Origin of the sequence: Thermocatellispora tengchongensis (assembly GCF_014202315.1) — a bacterium.
GTDB classification, from domain to species: Bacteria; Actinomycetota; Actinomycetes; order Streptosporangiales; family Streptosporangiaceae; genus Thermocatellispora; species Thermocatellispora tengchongensis.
In genome coordinates this window covers 47,822-69,107 of the sequence record NZ_JACHGN010000009.1, presented here as the reverse complement: position 1 = coordinate 69,107, position 21,286 = coordinate 47,822, and the positions used below count along the sequence as shown (strand labels likewise).

The following is a 21,286-nucleotide window of genomic DNA, read 5'->3' as shown; positions in this document are numbered from 1 at the left end:
GGCCACCCCAGGTGGCCCCAGCCCAGATGGCCCCAGCCCAGATGGCCCCAGCCCAGATGGCCCCAGCCCAGGCGGGCCCAGCCCAGGCGGGCCCAGCCCAGGCGGGCCCAGCCCAGGCGGGCCCATGCCGGGTGGCCCCACGCCGGGTGGGTGCCCCTGGGCAAGCGCCCACGGGCAAGCCACCCCACGGGCAGCCCACCCCACGGGCAGCCCACCCCAGGGGCAGAGTGTGTCCCGTCTGGAGACGCATTCGGCTCACTCCCCGGGAGGCGGGAGCAGTCGCGATGAACACGGAGCGTACATATGCGGATCTTGCTCACCGTGGTCGGAGAGCACGGTGGCCGGGAGGTCGCCGTCGAGGCCGACGAGGGCACGACCGTGGGCAAGTTGGGCGACGCGTTGCGGGCGGCCATGGGAGAGCGGCTGGCCACGGTGGTGCGGCTGCCTCGCTCGCGGGCGCCGTACGGGATGGACCGGGCCGGGGCCCGGGCGGCGCCGCGGGAGACGGGGGCGGGGCTGTGGAGCGGGGGCAGGGCGCTGGACCCCGACGCGCGGGTGGCGGGGCTGCTGCGTGACGGGGATCTGGTCGCGCTGGAGGCCAGGCACGCCACCGCGACCGTGCTGGACGAGCCCGGCGGGATCGTCGAGGTGCGGGTGGTGGGCGGTCCCGGTGCGGGCGCGGTGCACCGGCTCGGGCCGGGGGCGCACCTGATCGGGTCGGCGCCGACCTGCGCGATCGTCGTACGCGATCCCGAGCTGCCCGAGGAGGCGATGGTCGTACGGGTCACGCCGTCCGGGACGACGGTCGAGCCGGCCGGGCGCGGGGCCCTCGGCGGCGGCGACGGGGAGGGGGACACGGGCGGCGGCGGGGACGGGCCCGCGGCGTTCGGCCGGACGGGGCGGATGGCGCCGCCGGCCGCGCCCGTCCATGAGGGGGGAGGACGGGCCGGGCGGACCACTGCGGCGAAAGTCGATGGGCGGGGCGGGTTCCGGGGTGCCGGGCGGACCACTCCGGCGAGCGACGACGGGCCGGGCGGGTTCGGGCTGGGCGGGCGGGTTACGCCGTTGGCGGCCCCCGTGTACGAGGACGGCCTGCCGGTGCGGGGGCGGCGCCGGGTGGGTGGGGTGGCGGGGCCCGATCCGGTTCTGGACGGGCGGCCGGTGGACGGAAGGGTGCCCTGGCCGGTCGGCGGGCTGGTGGTGTGCGGCAACTCGGCGTTCACGCTGGCCGTGATCGAGCCGCCCGACGCCCACCTCGACGCGCGCCCCGACGGCGGGTACGCCTACAACCGGCCGCCCCGGCTGGCGCGGCCCGAGCGCGCCCGGCGGCTGGAGGTGCCGGCGGAGCCCAAGCGGAGTGACGGCATCCGGTTGCAACTGCTGGCCGCGTGCCTGCCCGCGGTGCTCGGGCTCGGGTTCGCGCTGATCTTCCGGCTGTGGTACTTCCTGCTGTTCGCCCTGATGACCCCGGTGATCATGATCGGCCAGTGGTACAGCGACAAGCGGCACGGCCGCAAGCAGTACCGCCAGGCCGTCAAGCAGTACAAGGAGCGTACGGCGGCGTTCGAGGTGGCGCTGGAGGCCGCCAGGGTGGCCGACGAGGCCGCGCGCCGGGCCGGGGCGCCCGACCCCGCCGAGGTGCTGCTGACCGCCACCGGGCCGCGCCGCAGGCTGTGGGAGCGGCGCATCCATGACGCCGACGCGCTGCGGCTGCGCGTCGGGCTGGCCGACCTGCCCGCGGATCTGGAGCTGGTGCCCGAGCGGGGCGCGCCCCCGGATGCGGCGGTGCCCGACCCGCCGCGCTGCCACGCCGTGCCGGTGTCGCTGCCGATGCGCCGCCTCGGCGTCGTGGGCGTGACCGGAGGACGGTCGGCGACGACGGGGCTGGTGCGCTGGCTGGTGGGGCAGGCGGCGGCGCTGCACAGCCCGCGCGATCTCGCGATCGTGGTGCTGTCGGCGCACGCCGACGGCGGCGCCCAGTGGGGCTGGGCGCGCTGGCTGCCGCACTGCGCCCCGCACGGCGGCGAGGACTGCGTGGCGCTGGTCGGCGCCGACCCGGAGGCCGCCGGGCGGCGGGTGGCGGAGCTGGCCGCGCTGATCGAGGAACGGCTGGGCGCGGAGTCCTCGGCGTTCGGCAAGATGCCCTCCGGCTGGGACGACCTGGGCTGGGGCGTGGGCAAGCAGGCCGAGGAGCCCGCCTTCTCCTCCTACGACCAGCGTCCGTACGACGTGCTGGTGATCGCCGACGGCGCCCAGGTGCTGCGCGCGCTGCCGGGCATGCCGCAGGTGCTGCGCCAGGGGCCGCGCGCGGGCGTCTACACGATCGCCCTGGACGAGGACCGCAGACTGCTGCCCGAGGAGTGCGCCACCGTCGCCGACTGCGGGGCGGACGGGCTGGTGCGCCTCGGCGGCGGGGGCCTGGAGGCGGTCGGGGAGATCCTGGCCGACCAGGTGGCGGTGGCGTGGTGCGACCGGCTGGCCCGCGCCCTGGCACCGATCCGCGACGTGAGCCGCGACGACGGCTCCGCGGCGCTGCCCGACGCCGCCCGGCTGCTCGACCTGCTCGACCTGCGCGACCCCACCCCCGAGGCCGTGGCCCGGCGCTGGACCGGCGCGACGACCAGGGCGGTCATCGGCGTCGGGCCCGAGGGGCCGTTCGCGGTGGACCTGCGCGTGGACGGCCCGCACGCGCTGATCGCCGGAACCACGGGCGCGGGCAAGTCCGAGCTGCTGCAGACCCTCATCTGCTCGCTCGCCGCCGCGAACCGGCCCGACGAGATGACGTTCGTGCTGATCGACTACAAGGGCGGGGCGGCGTTCAAGGAGTGCGTGCGCCTGCCGCACACCGTCGGCATGGTGACCGACCTGGACGGCCACCTCACCGGACGCGCGCTCGCCTCGCTGGCCGCCGAGATCCGCCGCCGCGAGCGCATCCTGCTGGGCGCGGGCGCCAAGGACATCGAGGACTACCAGGCGGCCCGCGCCCGGGGCGCGAAGGAGTGCCAGGACCCGCTGCCCCGGCTGGTGCTGATCATCGACGAGTTCGCGGCGCTGGTCACCGAGCTGCCCGACTTCGTCAGCGGGCTGGTGGACATCGCCAGGCGGGGGCGTTCGCTGGGCATCCACCTGATCCTGGCCACCCAGCGCCCGGCGGGCGTGGTCACGGCCGACATCCAGGCCAACACCTCGCTGCGGATCGCGCTGCGGGTGACCGAGGCGGTGGAGTCGTCCGACGTGATCGACATGCCCGACGCCGCGCACATCTCCAAGGCGACCCCGGGCCGCTGCTACGTGAAGTCGGGGGCGGGCGAGGCGGAGGCGGTGCAGACGGCGCGGATCGGCGGCGCGCGTACGCAGGAGGGCGGGGGCGGCGAGGGGCGGCTGTCGGTGGTGGAGCTGGACTGGCGGGCCCTCGGCCACCCGCTGCCCGCCCAGCGGCCATCGGCGGCGGCGCGGCGGCCGGCGGCGGAGCCGCGCAGCGACCTGGCGGCGCTCACCGAGGCGGTGATCGGGGCCGCCGAGCTGCTGCGCGTGCCGGAGCAGCCGACGCCGTGGCTGCCGCCGCTGCCGGCCTCGGTCACGGTCTCCGGCGTGCGCGAGATGACCGGCGACGGCGGCGCGGGGCTGGTCTTCGGCGTGACGGACGAGCCGTGGGAGCAGGCGCGCGGCACGCTCGCGCTGGACCTGGTCAACGGCGGCCACCTGCTGCTCGCCGGGTCGGCCCGCAGCGGGCGCTCGACGGCGCTGCGCACGCTGGCCGGGGTGATCGCGGCCGGCACGAGCCCGGCCGACGTGCACGTACACGCGATCGACTGCGGGTCGGGGGCGCTGCTGCCGCTGGTGGCCCTGCCCCACTGCGGCGCCGTGGTCACCCGCGACCAGCTCGACCGGGTGGAGCGGTTGCTGGGCCGGCTGCGCGCCGAGGTGGGCAGGCGGCAGCAGCTCCTGGCGGCGGCCGGGTTCGCCTCGCTGGCCGAGCTGCGCGCCGCCGGCCGCGCCCGCGCCGAGGCGGCGGGCGAGAGCCTGCCGCCGTGGCTGGTGCTGATGCTGGACCGGTGGGAGGGGTTCATCGCGGCGTTCGAGGGTTACGACTACGGGCGGCTGATCGAGGCCGTCCTGCAGCTCCTGCGCGAGGGCCCCGCCGTGGGGCTGCGCGCGGTGGTGACCGCCGACCGGTCGGGACTGCTCGGCCAGATCTCCACGGTGTTCGAGGACCGGTTGATCATGCGGCTGTCGGACCCGGCGGACTACGGGCTGGCCGGGCTGCCGCTGAAGGACCTGCCGTCGTCCATGCCGCCCGGACGGGCGCTGGCGATCGGCGAGCACGGCGTCGTGGAGAGCCAGATCGCGCTGCTGGCCGAGGACCCGGCCGGTCCCGCGCAGGTCGCGGCCCTGCAAGAGCTCGCCCGTTCCGTGGTGCCGCGCGGGGAGCGCCCGCTGCGGGTGGACGCGCTGCCGGTGCGGATCACCACCGAGCAGGCGATGGAGCTGGACCCGGCCTTCGAGCCGCCCTCGCCGCTGTGGGCGCTGCTGGGCGCGGGCGGCGACGCGCTGGGCCCGCTGGGCGTGGACCTGATCGCGCACGGCCCCGGGGCGGTGGTGGCGGGCCCGTCGCGCTCGGGCCGGTCCTCGGCGCTGCTGACGGCGGCGCGCTCGCTGCTGGCCGCCGGCACCCCCCTGGTGGTGGTCACCCCGCGGCGCAGCCCGCTGCGCGACCTGGCCGGGCAGCCGGGCGTGCTCGCGGTGCTGAACGGCCGGGGCGAGCCCCAGGACGGCGCGGCGGGCCCGCAGGACCTGCGCGAGGCCGTCGCGGGCCGCGACAGGTACGTCGTGCTGGTGGACGACGCCGAACTCGTGCCGCAGGACACCCCGCTCGCCACGGCCCTGGAGGAGGTGCTGCGCTCGGGCCGCGACGCCGAGCACGGCCTGATCATCGCGGGCACCACCGGCGACATGACCACGGCCTACCGCGGCTTCGTGGCCGAGGCCCGCAAGTCACGCACCGGCATGCTCCTGTCGGTCCAGGGCCCCACCGACGGCGACCTGTTCGCCGTCCGCCTCCCCCGCGGCGCCGTAGGCGGCCCCCCAGGCCGCGGCCTGCTCATCACCCTGGGCGCCATCACCCCCATCCAGGCCGCCCTGCCCACCTGATCCCGCTCCCGCGTCCCTGGGGCAGCGGGGCATGGCCGGGAACGGCGAACGCGAGAGCGCGGCCGGGCATGGCGCACGACCGAGCGCGGCCGGGCACGGCGTGGTGAGAGCGCGGCCGGGACACGGCGGGGGCGGTTCCCGCCTCGCCCCGGCGGCACGGCGAGCGCGAGAGCGACCGAGCCTGGCGAGCGCGAGAACACGGCCCGGCATGGCGCACGACCGAGCGCGGCCGGGCCTGGCGAGCACGAGCGCGCCCGGGACACGGCCGAGGCGGCTCCCGCCTCGCCCCCGGCGGCACGGCGAGCGCGAGAGCGACCGGGCACGGCGAGCACGAGAACACGGCCGAACCCGGCGTACGACCTGGCGCGGGCCGCGACCGGGCGTGAGGTGCGCGCTCGGCCGGGCATGGCGTATGACCTGGCGCAGGCCACGCGTGGGCGCGAGGTGCGCGCGGCACCGGGCACACCTCGGCGCACCCCGGCAGGGCGGGCACACCCCGGCAGGGCCGGCGCAGAACGACGGGCGCGCCGGAACCGGCGCGCCCGTCGTGTGGGTGGGATCTAGGCGGTGGCGGACTCGATGTTGCCGCGGTAGGTGTTGATCACTCGGGCGGCCTCCTGCAGTTCCTCGGACATGCGCTGGAAGGCGACGCGGTAGTTCTGCCACGAGTCGCGGAATCGCTCGGCGCCCTGGCCGGTCCATGCGGTGCCGACCTTGGCCGCCTCGCGGTCGAGGGCCGCCACCGTCGCGCGCACCTGATCGGCCTGCTGCGTGAACTGCGTGGCCATCTGCTGCATTTCAGCGGGATTGCCACCCAGCAGATTCTGGGTCATGCAGGTCTCCTTCTGGTCGTCCAGATGACAGGCGGTAGCCGAGCGACCCCACCTTAGACGTCGGACTGCGGCGCCACGGCGGGTTATGCCGAGCGGCTATGAAGAATGGAGCGACGAAAACAGGTTACGTACCACTATCCAAACATTTATCGGTGCGGAAATCAGCGGCAATGCGCGAGCCGGTCCGAAGATCCCGTGCGGCACGCGGGGGCTCCAGGCGGGGGGAGCCGCGATCCTGAGATCAGGGGGCGCTTACACTCCCTTGGGGGATCCTGTCGCGCTGCGCTCGCGCGGGGCGGGCTTCCGGCCTCATGAGGAAGGGACGACCTCGGTGCAGAAGGTCCTGATCGCCAACCGTGGCGAGATCGCCGTGAGGGTCGCGCGCGCGTGCCGCGACGCCGGGCTGGCGAGCGTCGCCGTCTACTCCGACCACGATCTGGACGCGCTGCACGTCAGGGTGGCCGACGAGGCGTACGCGCTGTCCGGCGAGACGGCGGCCGACACGTACCTGTCCATCGAGAAGATCCTGCGGATCGCCGCCGAGAGCGGCGCCGACGCCGTGCACCCCGGCTACGGATTCCTCGCCGAGAACGCCGCGTTCGCGCAGGCCGTCATCGACGCCGGGCTGACCTGGATCGGCCCGCCGCCGTCGGCGATCGACGATCTGGGCGACAAGGTGCGGGCCAGGCACATCGCGCAGCGCGTCGGGGCGCCGCTCGTCGCGGGCACGCCCGACCCGGTCGCCGGGGTGGAGGAGGTCGTGGCGTTCGCCGAGGAGCACGGCCTGCCGATCGCGATCAAGGCGGCGTACGGCGGCGGGGGCCGGGGCCTGAAGGTCGCCAGGACCCTGGAGGAGATCCCCGAGCTGTACGACAGCGCGGTGCGCGAGGCGGTGGCGTCGTTCGGCAGGGGCGAGTGCTTCGTCGAGCGCTACCTGGACCGGCCCCGGCACGTGGAGACCCAGTGCCTTGCCGATTCGCACGGCAACGTGGTCGTGGTCAGCACCCGCGACTGCTCGCTCCAGCGGCGGCACCAGAAGCTGGTGGAGGAGGCTCCGGCGCCGTTCCTGACCGCCGAGCAGGAGGCGCTGCTGCGCCGCAGCTCCAAGGCGATCCTGCGCGAGGCGGGCTACGTCGGGGCGGGCACCTGCGAGTTCCTGGTGGGCCAGGACGGCACGGTCTCCTTCCTGGAGGTCAACACCCGGCTCCAGGTGGAGCACCCCGTCACCGAGGAGGTGGCCGGGATCGACCTGGTGCGCGAGATGTTCCGGATCGCCGCGGGCGAGGCGATCGGCTACGACGACCCGCCGCTGCGCGGCCACTCCATCGAGTTCCGGATCAACGCCGAGGACCCGGGCCGCAACTTCCTGCCCGCGCCCGGCACTCTGACCGTCATGCGCGCGCCGTCGGGGCCCGGGGTGCGGCTCGACTCGGGCTACGAGGAGGGCATGACGGTCCCGCAGGCGTACGACTCGCTGGTGGCCAAGCTGATCGTGACCGGGCGCACCCGCCGGGAGGCGCTGGAGCGCTCGCGCCGGGCGCTGGCCGAGTTCGAGATCGCCGGCATGCCCACCGCCATCCCGTTCCACCGCGCGGTCGTCGATGACCCGGCCTTCACCGGCGAGCCGTTCTCGGTGCACACGCGGTGGATCGAGACCGAGTTCGACAACCGCATCCCGCCCTACGACGCCGCGGCGGCCGAGGTGGGCGCGCCTGCGGCGGGCGAGCGCGAGCGCGTCACCGTCGAGGTGGGCGGCAAGCGGCTGGAGGTCGTCCTGCCCGCGGGGCTCGGCGGGCTCGCCACGGGCGGCGGCGCGGGCGGCGGACGGGCGCAACGGCCGCCCCGGCGCGGCGGCGGGGCCGCGAAGAAGGCGGCGGCGAGCGGCGCGGCGCTGGTCAGCCCGATGCAGGGCACGATCGTGAAGGTGGTGGCCGCCGACGGCGACACGGTCGCGGCCGGCGACCCGATCGTGGTGCTGGAGGCGATGAAGATGGAGCAGCCGCTCCTCGCCCACAAGGACGGCACGGTCACCGGCCTGAGCGCCGCGGTCGGCCAGACCGTCACCTCGGGCGCGGTCATCTGCGAGATCAAGGACGCCTGAGCCGGGCGGGGCATCCGGCACGCCCGCTCAGGAGATACGGTCGGATTTGAGGGGGCGTCGCGGGAACTCCCCCGTCCGCCCATTCGTCCACAAGGGCGAAGGAGGCTTGCTGCCGTGAACATGACCCACCCGGTTCGCCGTGCGGGCACAGCGCTTGTGGCGCTGCTCGCCGGGCTTTTCGCGCTTTTCGCGCTGGCGCCCGCGGCGAGTGCCGCGGCGCCGCCCGACGCCAATTCGGTCGTCCAGTCCTGGCAAAAGAACGGACCGCTCTTCGTGGAGAGCGGTGCGGCCCTGACCTCTGCCCAGCAGTCGGAGGTCCGCGGCATCCTTGAGGACTCGCAACGTAAGATCTACATGGCGGCGCTGCCCGACGGCACGCTGCCCACCCCGCAGGCCGCCGGGCCGTACGTGACGCAGCTCGGCCAGGCGCTCGCCGCCGCGGGCCGTCCTCGCGCGACCGTCGTGGTGCTCGACGGCACCACGGTGTTCGCCGCTTCGAGCGAGCTGCGCCGCAACGTCGCCGGCCAGATCGCCAACCTGGCGGCCCAGAACAACCCCGGTGACGTCGTCGCGGTCACCCAGGAGATCGTCAACCGCGTCAACGACCGGCCGGCCGACCAGCTCGACCCGGGCAACCGCTCCGGCGGCTCCGGCAGCGGGGTCGGCGTGCTGCTGGCCATCCTGGTGCTGGCCCTGGCGGGCGGCGGCGGCCTGCTGCTGTACTCCCGCAAGAAGAAGCGCGAGCGCGAGGCCCGCGAGGCCGCCGAGCTGGCCGCGGTGAAGTACACCGTCGAGGAGGACGTCACCAAGTTCGGTGAGGAGATCACCGCGCTCGACACCGACGTCAAGCTGCTCGGCGAGGGCGGCGGCCACCTCGACGAGTGGCAGAAGGCCCTCGACTCCTACGAGAAGGCCAAGACCGAGCTGGCCACGATCAAGCGCCCCGACGACGTGCGCCAGGTGACCAGCACGCTGGAGGACGGCCGCTACGCGCTGGCCGTGGTGAAGGCCCGGGTCAACGACCAGCCGATCCCCGAGCGCCGGGCGCCCTGCTTCTTCAACCCGCAGCACGGCCCGTCGGTGCGCGACGTGCGCTGGGCGCCGCCCGGCGGCGCGGTGCGCGACGTGCCCGCCTGCGCGGCCGACGCCGAGGCGGTGGAGCGCGGCTTCGACCCGCAGATGCGCGAGGTCATGGTCAACGGGCAGCGGCGTCCCTACTACGACGCGGGCCCGGCCTACCAGCCCTACGCCTACGGCTACTACGGCGGCTTCGGCGACGTCATGACCGGCATGCTCGTCGGCACCATGCTGGGCAGCATGCTCGGCGGCGGCTGGGGCATGGGCGGCTACGGCCTCGGCTACGAGCAGGGCATGGCCGACGCCGGGGGCGACTTCGGCGGCGGCGGTGACTGGGGCGGCGGCGGAGGCGACTTCGGCGGCTTCGGTGACTTCGGCGGTGGCGACTTCGGCGGCGGCGACTGGTAGCAGGCGCCCGCCGATCGGTGGCCCGCACGTCGGCCGCTGTCGGTTGAGCTACGGTGAACCCCGGTGGGGCCACGGCCCCGCCGGGGTTCTTCGTGTGCAGGCGCGCTGCAAGCGGCCTGTAACGACCGGCTGCCATGATCGGGGGCGTTCCACAAGGAGGCTCCGTTGCGTCGTACCACCCGCCGGGTGCTCGGGCGTGCGCTCGCGCTCGTCCCGGCCGTCCTGCTCGCCGTCCCCCTGGCGGCCCTGTCCCTCCCCGCGCACGCCGCCACCGCGGCCGGCGCCCCGTGCAAGCCCGGCCAGGGGCCGAACTACCGGGGCAAGACCATCGCGCCCAGCACCGACCTGCCCCGCGACCTGAGCTGCGCCGACTTCACCGGGGCCACGCTCGACGGCGTGGAGCTGTCGCAGAGGCAGCTCGCCGGCGCGATCCTGCGCAACGCGTCGCTGAAGGAGGCGAACCTGCGCCAGGCGCACCTGGAGTACGCCGACCTGCGCGGCGCCGACCTCAGCGAGGCCGATCTCGGCCAGATGCAGGCCGACCACGCCGACCTGCGCAAGGCGGTCCTGATCGACGCCGACCTGCGGCAGGCCGAGTTCCCGCACGCCGACCTGACCGAGGCCAAGCTCACCCGGGCCCAGCTCACCCAGGTCAACTTCACCGACGCCACGCTGGTCGGCGCCGACCTCACCGAATCGACCCCGGGCCAGATGCGGGCCCGCGGCGCCGACTTCAGCCGGGCCTCGCTGCGCGAGGCGGAGCTGAGCCAGGCGCACATGGAGCACACCTCGCTCAAGGGCGCGGACGTGCGCGAGGCCGAGTTCACCCAGGCCGAGCTGGACGGCGCCGACTTCACCGGCGCGCTGGTGGAGGGCGCGTCGTTCATCCAGGCCGACGAGGTGGACCTGACGGGCGCGAAGGGCACCCCGAAGGGGATCGACGCCCTGGTCCCGACCGTCGAGCAGGAGCCGGAGATCCCCGGCGACATCCGCCGCACCGACCCGTACGAGCCCACGGCGCCGGTCTCCTCCGGGCCTTCGGCGGGCCTGGTCCTGGTCGTGCTCAGCGCGATCGGCCTGCTGGTCACCGGCCTGGTCTGGGCGGGGGCGTACCAGCGCCGCTCGCGCGCCGCGGCCGCGTACGCCATCGCCCGCCGCGCCGCCGAGGAGGACGTGACCCGGCTGGGCGAGGAGATCGACCGCCTGGACTACGAGTTCCAGATCAGCGGGCCGGTGGGCCCGACCGCCGACCGCGACTGGCGCTACGCCCTGGACGCGTACGAGGCGGCCAAGAACGCCCTGGCCCACGCCCGCAGCATGGAGCACCTGTCTGTCCTACGTGGCCCAGGCCGTCGGCGACGGCCGCGCCGCCCTGGCGAGCCTGCGGGCCAAGGACCGCCTCCGCTGATCGGCGCCGCAGGACGCCGCCGGCAAGACCCGACGCCTCCCACCGGCACGCGAACCGCCCGGTCGCACTTCGCGACCGGGCGGATTGCGCGCCGGGGGATCACGCGCTGACGGCCCGCTTGTACAGCCGGGTCGCCAGCGGCACGAACACGACCAGGAGCAGCGCCGACCACAGCAGCGAGGCGGTCACCGCGTGCTGGAGCGGCCAGGCGGCGGGCACCGGCATGGCCGGGTTGGTGTTGCCGAACAGCTCGCGGGTGGCCTGGACGAAGGTGGAGACGGGGTTCCACTCCGCGACCGCCTGGAGCGGCCCCGGGAGGCGGGAGCTGTCCACGAACGCGTTGGACAGGAACACCATCGGCAGCGACACCAGGGTGGCGATGTTGTTGAACACCTCGGGGGTGCGCAGCGCCAGCGCGACCGTGGCCGTCACCCACGAGAACGCGTACGCGAACAGCACCAGCAGCAGGAAGCCCAGCAGCGCCTCGCCCGGCGAGGAGTTGATCCGCCACCCGACCAGCAGGCCCACCAGCCCCATGATGACGATGCTGGCCATGTTCATCAGCAGGTCGCTGATCGTCTGCCCGGTGAGGACCGCGGAGGGCGCCATGGGCAGCGTGCGGAACCGGTCGAAGATGCCCTTCTGCAGATCCTGGGTGAGCGTGTAGCCGGTGATCTGGGCGCTCGTGACGATCGTCTGGACGAAGATCCCGGGGAGCAGGTACTCCTTGTAGGAGATGCCGGGCAGGTCGATCATGCTGCCGAAGACGTAGGCGAACAGCAGCACGAAGATGATCGGCAACATGACCACGCCGCCGAGCAGGTCGGGGGCCCGTCTGATCTTCAGTGCGTTGCGCTTGGTGATCGTGATCCCGTCGGCGAGCGCCATCTGGAGCGCGTTCATGCCACCTTCTCCTTCGTCGTCGTGGTGTTCTCGTCCGCCTCGTGTCCGGTCAGTGCCAGGAACACGTCGTCCAGCGTCGGCCGCCGCAGGCCGGCGTCGCGTACGGCGACGCGTTCGGCCGCCAGGTAACCCAGGGCCGTGGTGAGCGAGGCCGCCCCGTTGGCCACCGGGATCGTGATCCGAAGGGCGGTCCTGTCGATCTGCGGCTCGCCGGTGGCGAGGGCCGCGAGGCCGCGGCGCACGGTCTCCAGGTCCGCGGCGCTCGTCAGGGTCAGCTCGACGCGGTCGCCGCCGACCTGGTCCTTCAGCTCGTCGGCGGTGCCCTGGGCGATCACACGGCCGTGGTCCACGACCGCGATGCGGTCGGCCAGCCGGTCGGCCTCCTCCAGGTACTGCGTGGTCAGCAGCACGGTCGTACCGCCCTGGACCAGCTCGCCGATGATGTCCCACAGGCTCGCGCGGGCCCTCGGGTCGAGGCCGGTCGTGGGCTCGTCGAGGAACAGCACCGGCGGGTCGGCGACCAGCGCGCCGGCCAGGTCGATCCGGCGCCGCATGCCGCCGGAGTAGCCGCGTACGGGGCGGTCCGCGGCCTCGGTGAGGTCGAACCGCTCCAGCAGCTCCCGGGCGCGCTGCTTGCTCCGCCGGGTGCCGAGGTGGTACAGGCGGCCGACCATCTCCAGGTTCTCCGCGCCGGTGAGGTGGTCGTCCACCGCGGCGTACTGGCCGGAGGCGCCGATGTGGGAGCGCAGCCGCTTGGCGTCGCGCACGACGTCGTAGCCCGCCACGACCGCGCGTCCGGCGTCGGGCCTCAGCAACGTGGTCAGGACGCGTACGGTCGTCGTCTTGCCGGCGCCGTTCGGCCCGAGCAGGCCGAGCACGGTCCCCTCGGGGACGGCCAGGCTCAACCCGTCGAGCGCCTTCACGGTGCCGTACTTCTTGACGAGTCCCTCCGCCACGATGGCGTTCGTCATGGTCTTCCTCTCGGGGAGTTGTTCCGGAACGGTGAATGAGAATGTGAATCGGCGTCGATGGCGGCGGAGACGGCCCGTACCAGCCAGGCGTTGACCGACAGCCCCTCCCTCTCGGCCGCTTCCTCGATGCGCTGTTTGAGGTGCTCGGGCACCCGCAGGGTGATCCGTGCCGTACGCCCCTCGTCGTCCTGCGGCGGCGGCGCGGGCGGCTGCGCGACGCCCTCGAATCCGCCCTCCCGCGCCGCGGGCGCGGGCGGTGGCGTCACGATGAAGTCAGGGTCGCGCCCACGGAGGCGGACATCGACCGAGCCCGGCGCCAGCTCGCGGGTGATCTCGTCGGCGGCGGCGGCCAGCGCCTCCAGCAGGACGAGCCTGGCCGCCGGCTCCAATGCCAGGGCCAGCCGCTCCGCCGGCGCGCGTACCTCCTCTCCCCCGGCCGCGACCGCGAGCTCACGCCGCAGGTTGTCCACGAATGGCGTAAGGTCCACGCCCTCAGTATGACGTCATGATGACGTCATATACAAGCCCTCCTCGCCTATATGGCGTCGCCAATGGCGTCACCAGGACGAGGAGTGGCCACAACAGCGACGTCATAGCCTCCAAAAAAAAAAGACCCCGCGCGAGGCGGGGCCTGCGGGGTCGCGCGGGGTCAGCTCGGCTGCATGAGCCTTCGGGCGGCTTCGGTCACCGAGCCCGACAGGGACGGGTAGACCGCGAACGTGTGGGCCAGTTGGTCCACCGTGAGACGCTGCTGCACCGCGACCGAGACGGCCAGGATGAGCTCGGAGGCACGCGGGGCGACGATGACGCCGCCCAGGATGATGCCGGTGTGGGGGCGGCAGAACAGTTTGACGAAGCCGTCGTTGAAGCCCTGCATCTTGGCGCGGGCGTTGGTGGCCAGGGGGAGCTTGACCACGTTGGCCTCGATCTCGCCGGCCTCGATCTGCCTCTGGGCCACGCCCACGGTGGCGATCTCGGGGTCGGTGAAGATGTTGGCGGCGACCGTGGCCAGGCGGAGGGGCTGGACGGCCTCGCCGAGGGCGTGCCAGACGGCGATGCGGCCCTGCATGGCGGCCACGGAGGCCAGCATCAGGACGCCGGTGCAGTCGCCGGCGGCGTACACGCCGGGGGCGGAGGTGCGGGAGACCTTGTCCACCTCGATGAAGCCGTTGCGGTCGAGGCCGACCCCGGCCTCCTCCAGGCCCAGGCCGCTGGTGTTGGGCACCATGCCGACGGTCATCAGGCAGTGGGAGCCCTCGGCGGTGCGGCCGTCCTCCAGGGTGACCACGACGCCGTCAGGAGTGCGGCGCACGGACGAGGCGCGGGAGCGGCCCATGACGTTCATGCCGCGCCGGCGGTAGACCTCTTCGAGGACCTCGGCGGCGTCGGCGTCCTCGTTGGGCATCATGCGGTCGCGGCTGGAGACGAGCGTGACCTCCGAGCCGAGCGAGCGGTACGCGCCGGCGAACTCGGCGCCGGTGACGCCGGAGCCGACCACGACCAGATGCTCGGGCAGCTCGGGCAGGTCGTAGAGCTGGCGCCAGTTCAGGATGCGCTCGCCGTCGGGCTCGGCCCCGGGCAGCACCCGGGGGGTCGCGCCGGTGGCGACGATCACGACGTCTGCCCGGATCGTACGGTCGCCGGCCCGCACCACCTGCGGATCGACCAGGCGTCCGCGCGCCCGGACGACCTCGACGCCCTCGGCCCGCAGCCGCGCCGCGATGTCGGCCGACTGGGCCTGGGCCAGTTCCTTCACCCGCTTGTTGACCAGCGGCATGTCCACCATGACACCTCCGACCTCGCCGTCGCCGCCACCGGTGAAGTGGACGCCGAGCGAGGCGGCGTCGAGGAGCGCCTGCTTGCGGACGGACGTCGCGATGAGGGTCTTGGAGGGCACGCAGTCGGTCAGCACGCAGGCGCCGCCCGGGCCGTCCTCCTCGATGACCGTGACCTGGGCTCCGAGTTGCGCGGCCACCAGCGCCGCCTCGTAGCCGCCGGGCCCGCCTCCGATGATCGCGATCCTCGTCACCCCTCCATTGTCGCGTATGCGCGGACCCGCCCGGGTAGCGGGTCGTGCTCCGGTGGAGAGAACCGCGCCCCGGCTCCGGAGCACGATGGGGATCTTGGATTATCCTTTGGTGCCGTGCCTGTTTACGCCGCGTACGGCAGCAACATGGACCCCAAGCAGATGGCCCAGCGGGCCCCGCACTCCCCCATGCGGGGGACGGGCTGGCTGGAGGGCTGGCGCCTGACGTTCGGAGGGGAGAACGTCGGGTGGGAGGGCGCGCTCGCCACCGTGGTCGAGGACCCGCTGGAGCAGGTCTTCGTGGTCCTGTACGACGTCCCCGAGTGGGACGAGCCCTCGCTCGACCAGTGGGAGGGCGCGGCGCTCGGCCTGTACCGCAAGGTGCGGCTGCGCGTGCAGACCCTGGAGGGCGAGGTGGTCGCCTGGTTCTACGTCCTGGACGACTACGAGGGCGGCCTGCCGTCGGCGAGCTACCTCGGCATCCTGGCCGACGCCGCCGAGAAGGCCGGCGCGCCCGACGACTATGTGAAGAACCTGCGCGGGCGTCCCTGCAAGTCGCTGGGCGACTGATACACGGTCTCGCAAGAGACGGCAAAAACCGACATACCTGCTGGCATGCGGCCGGGGGTAGCCTCGTGATCCGTGAGCGAGCGAACCAGTGAGCACGGCCGTATTTTGTTCATGGCGCCGAAGAAGGAGGTGCCGTGAACAACGACCCGTACGCGCGCGCCGCCGAGGCCGCGACCGCGCTGAAGAGCAGTACCGGCGTCGATTCCTTCGATGTGGCGCTGGTGATGGGCTCCGGCTGGGTGCCGGCGGCCGACGCGATCGGCCGTACGGTCGCCGAGATCCCGGTGACCGATCTGCCCGGGTTCGCGCCGCCGTCGGTGGAGGGGCACGCGGGACGCGTCCGCGCGGTCACGACCGGCTCCGGGACCAACGTGCTGATCTTCCTCGGCCGCACCCACCTGTACGAGGGCCTGGGCGTGGAGCCGGTGGTGCACGGCGTACGCACGGCGCTCGCGGCCGGCGTGCGTACGGTGGTGCTGACCAACGCGGCCGGCGGCCTGCGCCCGGAGACGCAGAACGTCGGCGACCCGGTCCTGATCAGCGACCACATCAACCTGACCGGGGCCAACCCGATCACGGGCGCGCGGTTCGTGGACCTCACCGCCGTCTACAGCCCGCGCCTGCGCGAGCTGGCCCGTGAGGCCGACCCGTCGCTGGCCGAGGGCGTGTACGTCGCCTTCCGCGGCCCGACGTACGAGACGCCGGCCGAGATCCGCATGTGCCGGGCGATCGGCGGCGACATGGTGGGCATGTCCACGGTCCTGGAGGCCATCGCGGCCCGCGAGGGCGGCGCGGAGGTGCTGGGCCTGTCGCTGGTCACCAACCCGGGCGCGGGACTGGTCGGCGAGCCGCTGAACCACGAGGAGGTGCTGGCGGTGGGCCGCGCCACGGCCACCCGCATGGGCGCGCTCCTCGCGCGGGTCATCGACAAGCTGTGATCGACAAGATCGACGAGCTGCAGGGGTTGCGCATGGACGATCTCGCACGCCGCGCGGAGGAGTGGCTGGCCCAGGACCCCGACCCCGACACGCGCGAGGAACTGGGCAAGCTGCTGGCCGCCGGCGACACCGCCGCGCTGCGCGACCGGTTCGGCGCGAAGCTGGAGTTCGGCACCGCGGGGCTGCGCGGCGAGCTGGGCGCGGGCCCGAACCGGATGAACCGGGTCACGGTACGCCGCGCCGCCGCCGGGCTGGCGGCGGTGCTCGGCGCCGGGCGGCACGTCGTGATCGGCTATGACGCCCGCCACAAGTCGGAGGTGTTCGCCCGCGACTCCGCCGCCGTGCTGACGGGGGCGGGCCTGCGCGCGTCGCTGCTGCCCCGGCCGCTGCCGACCCCGGTGCTGGCCTTCGCCGTACGCCACCTGGGCGCCGACGCGGGCGTGATGGTGACGGCCAGCCACAACCCGCCGCGTGACAACGGCTACAAGGTGTACTGGGGCGACGGGTCGCAGATCGTGCCGCCGCTGGACGCGGAGATCTCGGCCGCGATCGACGCCGTGGGCCGGGTGGACGAGCTCCCGCTCGGCGAGGGCGAGACCCTGGATGACGCCATCGTGACGTCATACCTGGCCGCGGTGACCGCGCTGCCGCTGGGCGAGGCGCGCGAGCTGCGGGTGGCGTACACGCCGCTGCACGGGGTGGGGCGGGCCACGCTGGAGGCGGCGTTCGCGCGAGCGGGGTTCGCCGCGCCGCACGTGGTGGCGGCCCAGGCCGAGCCCGACCCGGAGTTCCCGACGGTGGCCTTCCCCAACCCGGAGGAGCCGGGCGCGACGGACCTGGTCATCGAGCTGGCCGGACGGACGGGCGCGGACCTGGTGCTGGCCAACGACCCCGACGCCGACCGCTGCGCGGCCGGGGTGCCCACGCCCGGCGGCGTGCGCATGCTGACCGGCGACGAGCTGGGCGGCCTGCTGGCCGAGCACGTGATCAGGCACACCTCGGGCCCCGACCGGGTGGTGGCGACCACGATCGTCTCCTCCTCCCTGCTGTCCAGGATCGCCGCCGCGCACGGCGTCGGCTACGCGGAGACCCTGACCGGCTTCAAATGGATCATGAAGGCGGGCCCCGGCAGGCTGGTCTTCGGCTACGAGGAGGCCCTGGGCTACAGCATCGGCTCCGACGCGGGCCCGCCGGTGCACGACAAGGACGGCATCGGCGCGGCCCTCACCGTCGCCGCCATCGCCGCCGCGGCCCGCCGCGAGGGGCGTACGCTGCTGGACCTCCTGGACGACCAGGCCAGGCGCTACGGCCTGCACGCCACCCGCCAGCTCTCCATCCGCGTGGACGACCTGTCCCTGATCACCACGGCGATGGACCGCCTGCGCACCACCCCGCCCACCACACTCGGGGGCCGCCAGGTGGAGTCGGCCGACGACCTCACCACCGGCCCCGGCGGCCTCCCGCCCACCGACGGCCTGCGCTACCACCTCTCGGGCGGCGCCCGCGTCGTCATCCGCCCCAGCGGCACCGAGCCCAAGCTCAAGTGCTACCTGGAGGTCGTCATCCCCAGCCCGGCCGACGTCCCAGCGGCCCGAGCGAAGGCCGCCACCGCCCTCACCGAGATCGCCACCGACCTCTCCGCCATCCTGACGTAGATAGGACCAGATCTGGTCCTACCGACTTTGGTCCTACCAGATTTGGTAGCGTCAAACCTGGGGTGATGCCGCGTGGACACATTCATCGGCAGAAAGCGAGAGCTGGCCAAGCTGCGGCGGCAGATGGACAAAGTGCGCGACGGCGGGCGCGTCGGCCGGCCGGGGCGGGCGATTCTGATGCGCGGGCGACGCCGGGTGGGCAAGTCGCGTCTGGCAGAAGAGTTCATCCGCCAGGAGCAGGTCCCCCATGTGTACTTCGCGGCCGAACAGGAGTCCGTTCAGGAGCAGTTGCAGCGGTTCTACGCCGCCGTCTCCGCCTCGGAGCTGCCGGGGGCACGACTGTTCGCCGGCCAGTCCCCCCAGTCGTGGAGCGGAGCACTGGAGCTCCTGGCACGCGCCCTTCCGCAGGACGCGCCGAGCATCGTGGTCATCGACGAGCTGCCCTACCTGATCAGGAGCGATCCCTACCTGGAGAGCAAGCTGCAGCGAGCCTTCGACCGCGAGCTGTCCCGGATTCCGGTACTGCTGCTGCTCATCGGCTCCGACCTGTCGATGATGGAGGCGATCAACCAGTACGACAAGCCGTTCTACATGCGGGCGACCGACATGGTCGTCCCGCCGCTGACTCCGGCCGACGTCGCCGACAAGCTGGGCCTGCCCGCCGCCGAGGCCATCGACGCCCACCTCGTCACCGGCGGGATGCCGATGGTGTGCGAGGAGTGGGAGCCCGGCGCCACGCTGTGGGACTACCTGGAATCCGCGGTGGCCGACTCCACGTCCGCGCTGGTGGTGAGCGGGGAGCGGGCGCTGGCGAGCGAGCTTCCGGGTGACGCGCAGGCGCGAAGAGTGCTACGGGCCATCGGCTCGGGCAGCCGCACCCGGGCGTCCATCCTGCGGTCCGCGGGCGACATCCCGCACACCACGATGAGCCGCACGATGCAGATGCTGCTCGACAAGCGCATGGTGCTCGCCGAGCTGCCGCTGTCGGCCAAGCCCTCGCGGGAGACCCGCTACTCCGTCGCCGACTCCCACCTTCGTTTCTGGCTGCCGTTTCTCAGCACCTCGCTGACCGATATCGAGCGCGACCGGGCCGACCTGGTGCTGCGGCGGATCAAGCGGGGGTGGAGCTCCTGGCGCGGCATGGCCGTGGAGCCGCTCGTCCGCGAGTCGCTGCGGCGCCTGGACGGCCTGCCCGAGGACACCGTGGCCGTGGGCGGCTACTGGACCAGGACCAACGACCCCGAGATCGACATCGTCGGGGCCGACCGGGAGCCGGTCGCCCAGCGGGTCACCATGGTGGGGTCGATCAAGTGGCTGGAGAACCGGCCGTTCGACCGGCATGACCTGGCGGAGCTGGTGGTGCACCGGTCCAAGCTGCCCGGGGCCGACAGCGGCACGCCGATGTACGCCGTCTCGCGCAGCGGGGCCGACACGGGAGAGGTCGTCGTGGTGACGCCGGAGGATCTGGTGGACGCGTGGCGGTGAGGGGGCGGGTCAGGAGACGGCGAAGGCGGCGATGACCAGGGCTATGGCCAGGATCGAGATGGCGATGCTGGCGATGGACCAGGTGACGCGGGGGGTGGGGGGCTCGGTGGGGGCCGGGTCGGTCAGGGCGGCGCGGCGCTTGGCGGTCTCCATGCGTTCGGTGAGCTGCTGGGCGACGAAGTCGGCGTGGGTGCGGCCGGCCACGGCGTCGAGGGCCGCCTGTTCGGCCTTGGTGGGGGTGGGGTCGGCGGTGAAGCGGCCGCGGCGGGGCGGGGCGGTGCCGCGGCGGGTGGCCGAGGCGCGTTCGCGGGCCGACGCCTGCGGGGTCCAGCAGCGGACGATCTTGCCGTCGCCGTGCTCGATCTGGATCGCGTGCGAGACCCGGATGTCGTCGATGGCGGTCCAGGGCAGGAAGGTGTCGCGGAACGGGTTGCGTACGAGGACGCCGTCCTCGCGCAGCACCGTGGCCGGGCGCAGGGACGTGATGTAGATCAGGGCGGTGAGCACGGCCAGCACCGCGCCCGCGACCACCGACGGGGCGCCGTTGAAGCGGATGATCAGGTCGGCGGCCATGACCGCGGCGAAGACCACCCAGATCCAGCCCAGCACGAAGGCGGCCTTGGACCGGAAGATCTGCTTCACTTCGTCTCCACCGCCCACTTCAGGCGGGCGAAGCCCGGCTTGATGACCCCGTTGATCAGGGCGAGGCGGTCGTCGAAGGGGATGAAGGCCGACTTCATCGCGTTGACCGTGAACCACTGCAGGTCGTCCCAGCCGTAGCCGAACGCCTCGACCAGCTTGGCGAACTCGCGCGACAGGGTGGTGTCGCTCATCAGCCGGTTGTCGGTGTTGACGGTGACCCGGAAGTGCAGGCGGCGCAGCAGGCCGATCGGGTGCTCGGCGATGGACGCGGCGGCGCCGGTCTGCAGGTTGGAGGTGGGGCACATCTCCAGCGGGATGCGCTTGTCGCGGACGTACGCCGCCAGCCGGCCCAGCTTGGCCGTCTCGGCGACATCGCCGCCGCCGGCGGCCGTGATGTCGTCGATGATGCGCACCCCGTGGCCGAGCCGGTCGGCGCCGCACCACTGGATGGCCTGCCAGATCGAGGGCAGGCCGAAGCCCTCGCCCGCGTGGATGGTGAAGTGGGCGTTCTCGCGCTGGAGGTACTCGAAGGCGTCGAGGTGGCGGGTGGGCGGGTAGCCCGCCTCGGCCCCGGCGATGTCGAAGCCGACCACGCCCACGTCGCGGTAGCGCACGGCCAGCTCGGCGATCTCGCGCGAGCGGGCCTGGTGCCGCATGGCGGTGAGCAGGGTGCCGACCCTGATCCGGCCGTCCTGGGAGCCGAGCCGGAAGCCCTCCAGCACCGCCTCGACGACCTCCTCCAGCGACAGGCCGCCGCCGGTGTGCTGCTCGGGCGCGTAACGCACCTCGGCGTAGACGACGCCGTCGTCGGCGAGGTCCTGGGCGCACTCGGCCGCGACCCGGACCAGCGCCTCGCGGGTCTGCATGACCCCGACCGTGTGGGCGAAGGTCTCCAGGTAGCGCTCCAGCGAGCCGGAGTCGGCCGCCTCGTGGAACCATTCGCGCAGGCTGCCGGGGTCGGTGGTGGGCAGCCGGTCATAGCCGCTCTCGCGGGCGAGGTCGACGATGGTCTCGGTACGCAGCCCGCCGTCGAGATGGTCGTGCAGCAGCACCTTGGGAGCGCGGCGGATCTCGTCGAGGGTGGGCGTGTGGCTCATCCCGCCATCTTAGGCGGCCTC

At 73.7% G+C, this 21,286-nt stretch carries 15 protein-coding genes; 8 read left to right on the top strand and 7 right to left on the bottom strand.

Annotated features, from left to right (window positions below; genetic code table 11):
* Positions 1-303 precede the first annotated feature (303 nt).
* A complete protein-coding gene (locus HNP84_RS21655; RefSeq protein WP_246518471.1) occupies positions 304-5,151 on the top strand; it encodes an FtsK/SpoIIIE domain-containing protein in 4,848 nt (1,615 codons plus the stop codon).
* 560 nt (positions 5,152-5,711) lie between these two features.
* On the opposite strand, the gene HNP84_RS21650 is transcribed toward HNP84_RS21655, so the two are convergent.
* A complete protein-coding gene (locus HNP84_RS21650; RefSeq protein ID WP_185051617.1) occupies positions 5,712-5,984 on the bottom strand; it encodes a WXG100 family type VII secretion target in 273 nt (90 codons plus the stop codon).
* 331 nt (positions 5,985-6,315) lie between these two features.
* Between HNP84_RS21650 and HNP84_RS21645 the strand changes: the two genes are divergently transcribed.
* The 3 genes from HNP84_RS21645 to HNP84_RS21635 all read left to right on the top strand — a co-directional run bounded on the left by HNP84_RS21645 (position 6,316) and on the right by HNP84_RS21635 (position 11,088).
* The gene (locus HNP84_RS21645) at positions 6,316-8,085 is read left to right on the top strand and encodes an acetyl/propionyl/methylcrotonyl-CoA carboxylase subunit alpha (RefSeq protein WP_185051616.1); all 1,770 of its coding nucleotides are present in this window, start codon (positions 6,316-6,318) and stop codon (positions 8,083-8,085) included.
* Positions 8,086-8,205: 120 nt separating this feature from the next.
* Positions 8,206-9,570 (top strand): hypothetical protein, encoded by a 1,365-nt coding sequence (locus tag HNP84_RS21640; protein ID WP_185051881.1) that lies wholly within the window; start codon positions 8,206-8,208, stop codon positions 9,568-9,570.
* Between the two features lie 165 nt (positions 9,571-9,735).
* The gene (locus HNP84_RS21635) at positions 9,736-11,088 is read left to right on the top strand and encodes a pentapeptide repeat-containing protein (protein WP_185051615.1); all 1,353 of its coding nucleotides are present in this window, start codon (positions 9,736-9,738) and stop codon (positions 11,086-11,088) included.
* On the opposite strand, the gene HNP84_RS21630 is transcribed toward HNP84_RS21635, so the two are convergent.
* The 4 genes from HNP84_RS21630 to HNP84_RS21615 form a co-directional block, all read right to left on the bottom strand.
* On the bottom strand, positions 11,078-11,881 hold the full coding sequence (locus tag HNP84_RS21630) for an ABC transporter permease (protein WP_185051614.1): 804 nt from the start codon (positions 11,879-11,881) through the stop codon (positions 11,078-11,080). The genes HNP84_RS21635 and HNP84_RS21630 overlap by 11 nt on opposite strands.
* Positions 11,878-12,852: an ATP-binding cassette domain-containing protein gene (locus HNP84_RS21625; protein WP_185051613.1), complete on the bottom strand. Its 975-nt coding sequence runs from the start codon at positions 12,850-12,852 to the stop codon at positions 11,878-11,880. Before HNP84_RS21625 ends, HNP84_RS21630 begins: the two co-directional genes overlap by 4 nt.
* A complete protein-coding gene (locus HNP84_RS21620; protein ID WP_185051612.1) occupies positions 12,849-13,340 on the bottom strand; it encodes a YlcI/YnfO family protein in 492 nt (163 codons plus the stop codon). Before HNP84_RS21620 ends, HNP84_RS21625 begins: the two co-directional genes overlap by 4 nt.
* Before the next feature lie 161 nt (positions 13,341-13,501).
* Positions 13,502-14,881 carry an NAD(P)H-quinone dehydrogenase gene (locus tag HNP84_RS21615; RefSeq protein ID WP_185051611.1) on the bottom strand — a complete coding sequence of 460 codons (1,380 nt, stop codon included), beginning with the start codon at positions 14,879-14,881 and terminating at the stop codon, positions 13,502-13,504.
* Positions 14,882-14,995: 114 nt separating this feature from the next.
* Here HNP84_RS21615 and HNP84_RS21610 point away from each other — a divergent pair, with 114 nt between their 5' ends.
* From HNP84_RS21610 to HNP84_RS21595, 4 genes are all read left to right on the top strand, one after another.
* On the top strand, positions 14,996-15,448 hold the full coding sequence (locus tag HNP84_RS21610; protein WP_185051610.1) for a gamma-glutamylcyclotransferase family protein: 453 nt from the start codon (positions 14,996-14,998) through the stop codon (positions 15,446-15,448).
* Between the two features lie 134 nt (positions 15,449-15,582).
* On the top strand, positions 15,583-16,386 hold the full coding sequence (locus tag HNP84_RS21605) for a purine-nucleoside phosphorylase (protein ID WP_185051609.1): 804 nt from the start codon (positions 15,583-15,585) through the stop codon (positions 16,384-16,386).
* Between the two features lie 32 nt (positions 16,387-16,418).
* Positions 16,419-18,041 (top strand): phospho-sugar mutase, encoded by a 1,623-nt coding sequence (locus HNP84_RS21600; RefSeq protein ID WP_185051880.1) that lies wholly within the window; start codon positions 16,419-16,421, stop codon positions 18,039-18,041.
* 72 nt (positions 18,042-18,113) lie between these two features.
* On the top strand, positions 18,114-19,526 hold the full coding sequence (locus HNP84_RS21595; RefSeq protein WP_185051608.1) for an ATP-binding protein: 1,413 nt from the start codon (positions 18,114-18,116) through the stop codon (positions 19,524-19,526).
* A 9-nt stretch (positions 19,527-19,535) separates the two neighbouring features.
* On the opposite strand, the gene HNP84_RS21590 is transcribed toward HNP84_RS21595, so the two are convergent.
* Entirely contained in the window at positions 19,536-20,168 is a 633-nt protein-coding gene (locus tag HNP84_RS21590) for a PH domain-containing protein (RefSeq protein WP_185051607.1), read from the bottom strand.
* Entirely contained in the window at positions 20,165-21,265 is a 1,101-nt protein-coding gene (locus tag HNP84_RS21585; protein ID WP_185051606.1) for an adenosine deaminase, read from the bottom strand. Before HNP84_RS21585 ends, HNP84_RS21590 begins: the two co-directional genes overlap by 4 nt.
* Positions 21,266-21,286: the final 21 nt, after the last annotated feature.